The organism is Pseudarthrobacter sp., assembly GCF_036675385.1.
Lineage (GTDB): Bacteria > Actinomycetota > Actinomycetes > Actinomycetales > Micrococcaceae > Arthrobacter.
The window spans coordinates 1-4,667 of sequence record NZ_JAKFFD010000137.1 but is presented as its reverse complement, the minus strand read 5'-3'; the positions used below and the strand labels follow the sequence as shown (position 1 = coordinate 4,667).

At 65.8% G+C, this 4,667-nt stretch carries 4 protein-coding genes and 1 pseudogene; all 5 read left to right on the top strand.

Annotated features, from left to right (window positions below):
* On the top strand, positions 1-1,024 hold a 1,024-nt coding region (gene gcvT, locus V6M49_RS10745; RefSeq protein ID WP_332761100.1), incomplete at its 5' end, for a glycine cleavage system aminomethyltransferase GcvT.
* A 225-nt stretch (positions 1,025-1,249) separates the two neighbouring features.
* Positions 1,250-1,633 (top strand): glycine cleavage system protein GcvH, encoded by a 384-nt coding sequence (gcvH, locus tag V6M49_RS10740; protein ID WP_104063877.1) that lies wholly within the window; start codon positions 1,250-1,252, stop codon positions 1,631-1,633.
* A complete protein-coding gene (gene glyA / locus V6M49_RS10735) occupies positions 1,633-2,964 on the top strand; it encodes a serine hydroxymethyltransferase (protein WP_332761101.1) in 1,332 nt (443 codons plus the stop codon). The genes gcvH and glyA overlap by 1 nt, the downstream gene beginning before the upstream one ends.
* Positions 2,965-3,132: 168 nt before the next feature.
* On the top strand, positions 3,133-4,530 hold the full coding sequence (locus tag V6M49_RS10730; protein ID WP_332761099.1) for an L-serine ammonia-lyase: 1,398 nt from the start codon (positions 3,133-3,135) through the stop codon (positions 4,528-4,530).
* 13 nt (positions 4,531-4,543) lie between these two features.
* Positions 4,544-4,667, top strand: a pseudogene (locus V6M49_RS10725) (lipoyl synthase); the annotation flags it as partial.

Below are 4,667 nucleotides of genomic sequence, written 5' to 3'. Positions count from 1 at the left end.
GTACAGCTCCGAGCTGGCCGAGCACCACGCGGTGCGCAACGCTGCCGGGCTGTTCGACCTCTCCCACATGGGCGAAGTCTGGGTCTCCGGCCTGGAAGCCGGCGCGTTCCTGGACTACGCGCTCGTGGGCAAGCTCTCCGCCATCGCGGACGGCAAGGCCAAGTATTCGCTCATCTGCAACGCCGACGGCGGCATCATCGATGACCTCATCGTGTACCGCTTCAGCGACGAGAAGTACCTCGTGGTCCCCAACGCAGGCAACGCCCCCACCGTCGCCGTCGCCCTGGCCGAACGCGCCACGGCGTTCAACGTGAAGGTGGAGGACGCCTCCGCCATCACCTCGCTGATCGCGGTCCAGGGCCCCAAGGCCGAGGCCATCCTGCTCAAGCTGACCGCTGAGGCCCAGCACGCGCTGGTCACCGACCTGAAGTACTACGCGTTCAACGAGCTCACCGTGGCCGGCCACAACGTCATCCTGGCGCGCACCGGCTACACCGGCGAGGACGGCTTCGAGCTCTTCGTAGCGAACGACGGCGCCGCCTCCCTGTGGGCGTCCGTCGCCGAAGCAGGGGCTGAGTTCGGCATCGTTCCGTGCGGCCTCGCCTCACGCGATTCGCTCCGCCTTGAAGCCGGCATGCCGCTCTACGGCAACGAACTCTCCCTCGAACGGTCACCGTTCGACGCCGGCCTGGGTGGCGTTGTGGCGCTCAAGAGCAAGGAAGGCGACTTCGTGGGCCGCTCCGCCCTGGAAGCTGCCAAGGAAGCCGGATCAAAGCGTAAGCTTGTGGGCTTGAAGGGACTCGGACGTCGCGCCGGCCGCGGGCACTACCCGGTGCTCAAGGACGGCGCCGTGGTTGGCGAAGTCACCTCCGGCCAGCCCAGCCCCACCCTCGGCTACCCGGTGGCGATGGCCTATGTCGACGTCGAGCACGCCGAGATTGGCACCGCCCTGGACATCGACCTGCGCGGCAAGGCAGAGCCTTTCGAGGTTGTCGCCCTGCCGTTCTACAAGCGCCAAAAGTAATTTCGGAACTGGGCCCGTCGGGCCCGACCTCCTCTGCATGCTCGGTCGCGAAGACGCCCGCTGGGCGGACGTGACGCTCCCTTAGACGCATGCTGCCGGAGGCCGGGCCCAACGGATCTGAACGCACTCTCACTTAACGCACGTTTTAGGCCGACGCTCTCTCACTTAATGCGGTGTTTGGGCCAACGCTCTCTCACTTTTGACTTCGAAACGTAAGGAACACACATGGCTAAGGTTGCCGCTGAACTGAAGTACTCCGCCGAGCACGAGTGGATCGCGCTTGATGGCTCTGGTCCGTCCGTTGTTGGCGTGTCCGCTGTTGCCGCTGAGGCGCTGGGCGACATCGTCTACGTGGACCTGCCCGAGGTTGGCTCCACGGTGACCGCGGGGGAGACCTGCGGCGAGATCGAGTCCACCAAGTCCGTCTCTGACCTGTACTCCCCGGTGACGGGCGAGGTCACGGAAATCAACGAAGACGCCGTTGGCGATCCCGCACTGATCAACTCCGATCCGTACGGTGCCGGCTGGCTCTTCAAGGTGACCGTCGAGTCCGAGGGCCCGCTGCTGTCCGCCCAGGAATACGCCGAAGTAAACGGTGGCGAACTGTGATCGCCGCTGCCGCGGACGCGGGCACAATCAGAGTCTTTGAGCAGGTAGTTTCCGCGAGCCTGGACACCGACCTGTCGGTGCTGGACCCCGAGATCGCCGTCAAGATCGACGACGAACTGCGCCGCCAGCGCAATGGCCTGGAAATGATCGCCTCCGAGAACCACACGGCCGTTGCCGTGATGCAGGCGCAGGGCTCGGTCCTGACCAACAAGTACGCCGAGGGCTACCCGGGCAAGCGCTACTACGGTGGCTGCGAGCACGTGGACGTTATCGAGCAGCTGGCCATCGACCGCGTCAAGGCCCTGTTCGGTGCCGAGTTCGCCAACGTGCAGCCGCACTCCGGCGCCCAGGCCAACGCCTCGGTCATGCACGCGCTGATCAAGCCGGGCGATACCATCATGGGCCTGAACCTGGCCCACGGCGGCCACCTGACCCACGGCATGAAGATCAACTTCTCCGGCAAGCTCTACAACGTGGTCCCGTACCAGGTCCGCGAAGACACCCACACCATTGACATGGCCGAGGTGGAGCGCCTGGCGCTGGAGCACAAGCCGCAGTTGATCGTCGCCGGCTGGTCCGCCTACGCCCGCCAGCTGGACTTCGCCGAGTTCCGCCGGATCGCCGATCTGGTGGGTGCCTTCCTGATGGTGGACATGGCGCACTTCGCCGGTCTGGTGGCAGCTGGCCTGCACCCCAGCCCGGTGCCGCACGCCCACGTCACCACCTCCACCACGCACAAGACCCTCGCCGGTCCGCGCGGAGGCATCATCCTCTCCAACGACCCCGCGATCGCCAAGAAGATCAACTCGGCTGTGTTCCCCGGACAGCAGGGCGGCCCGCTGGAGCACGTCATCGCCGGCAAGGCCGTGGCCTTCAAGATCGCAGCAACGCCGGAGTTCAAGGAACGCCAGGAGCGCGTCCTCGCCGGCGCCAGCATACTGGCCGACCGCCTGGTCCAGCCGGACGTCACCGCCAAGGGCATCAACGTGATCTCCGGCGGCACCGACGTGCACCTGGTCCTGGTTGACCTGCGCAACTGCGAGTTGGACGGCCAGCAGGCCGAGGACCGCCTCGCCGCGATTGACATCACCGTCAACCGCAACGCCGTGCCGTTCGACCCGCGCCCTCCGATGGTCACCTCCGGCCTCCGGATCGGCACCCCCGCGCTGGCCACCCGTGGTTTCGGCGAGGCAGCCTTCCGTGAAGTCGCGGACATCATCGCCGAGGCTTTGATTGCCGACGCCGACGCGGACCTTTCCGGCCTGCGTCACCGGGTCGAGGCTCTCGCCGCCGCCCACCCGCTGTACCCGTCTGTCGCAAACCTCGGGTAGTGTCCGGGACCGGCGGACCGGACTTTTCACGCGTGCTGCTCGTACCTCGCTTTGACGCACGCTTTCGAAAAGCCCGGCTCCGCCAGCCCCTACAGGGAGTTCGGACTTCCTGCCGCTTACGCAGGATGCCCGGCTCGTCATTAGTAATTTTTTAGTTAGGAAACGCACATGGCCGTTGGAGTCTTTGATTTGTTCTCCGTCGGGATCGGGCCGTCGAGCTCTCACACTGTGGGGCCGATGCGCGCTGCCGCAGTGTTTGCCGAGGAGCTCAAGGGCTCCGGCAGCCTGGACAGGGTGGCCGGGCTGCGGGTGGACCTCTACGGGTCGCTGGCGGCAACCGGCCACGGCCACGGCACCATGACGGCCATCCTGCTGGGCCTGGAGGGTTTCCACCCCGAGAAGATCCTGCCGGCCGAGGTGGAGGAGCGGCTCGCAGCGATCGCCGAAACCGGCACCCTCCAGCTCGCCGGTTCCGTACCCCTGCCGTACGGCGTCAAGGATATTGTCCTGCGCCCGCTCACAGTCCTGCCGCGGCACACCAACGGCATGACCTTCACCGTCACTGACGAGGCAGGCGAAGTCCTCCACAAGGCCACGTTCTTCTCCGTCGGCGGCGGCTTCATTGTCCGCGAAGGCGAAGAGGACGCGGCCCTGAAGGAACTGGACGAGTCCAAGAAGGAACTGCCGCTGCCGTTCCGCACCGCCGCGGAACTGCTGGGCCGGTGCCAGTCCAAGGGCCTGTCCATCGGCGATGTCATGTTCGTCAACGAGCTTGCCTCCCGATCCGAACAAGAAATCCGCGAAGGCCTGCTGCACATCTACTCCGTCATGGAGGAGTGTGTGGCCACCAGCCTCAAGCGTGAGGGCCTGCTGCCCGGCGGACTGAAGGTCCGCCGTCGTGCTCCGGACTGGCATGAGCGGCTCGAAAAGGAGGACAAGGACCGCGACCCGAAGTACTGGCAGGAATGGGTAAACCTCATCGCCCTGGCAGTGAACGAGGAAAACGCGTCCGGCGGCCGGGTGGTCACGGCCCCCACCAACGGCGCTGCGGGCATCATCCCGGCAGTCCTGTATTACGCGCTGCATTTCGCACCCGGCATGGACAAGGCCACGCAGGAAGACCGCGACGACGTTGTGGTCAAGTTCCTGCTCACGGCCGGTGCCATCGGGGTGCTGTACAAGGAACAGGCGTCCATTTCGGGTGCCGAGGTGGGCTGCCAGGGCGAGGTGGGATCGGCGTCGTCCATGGCGGCCGGCGCCCTCGCCGAGGTGCTGGGCGGTACACCCCAGCAGGTGGAAAACGCGGCGGAGATCGCGATGGAACACAACCTGGGCCTGACGTGCGATCCGATCGGCGGGCTGGTCCAGGTGCCGTGCATCGAACGCAACGCGATCGCGGCGGCGAAGGCCATCAACGCCGCGAAGATGGCGCTCTGGGGCGACGGAACGCACCGCGTTTCCCTGGACGAGGTGATCGTGACCATGCGCGAGACCGGCAGGGACATGAGCTCCAAGTACAAGGAAACAGCCATGGGCGGCCTCGCCGTCAACGTAGTGGAATGCTAAGGGAAGAGAACTGATGACACTGGCACCAGAAGGCCGGAAGCTGCTGCGCGTTGAGCAGCGCAACTCTGCAGTACCCGTGGAGCGGAAGCCGGAGTGGATCAAGGCGAAGGTCCAGATGGGTCCGGAGTATGTCCAGC

Coding starts and splice junctions, on each gene's coding strand:
- gcvH (WP_104063877.1), top strand. CDS start 1,250: ATGGCTAAGGTTGCCGCTGAACTGAAGTACTCCGCCGAGCACGAGTGG.
- V6M49_RS10730 (WP_332761099.1), top strand. CDS start 3,133: ATGGCCGTTGGAGTCTTTGATTTGTTCTCCGTCGGGATCGGGCCGTCG.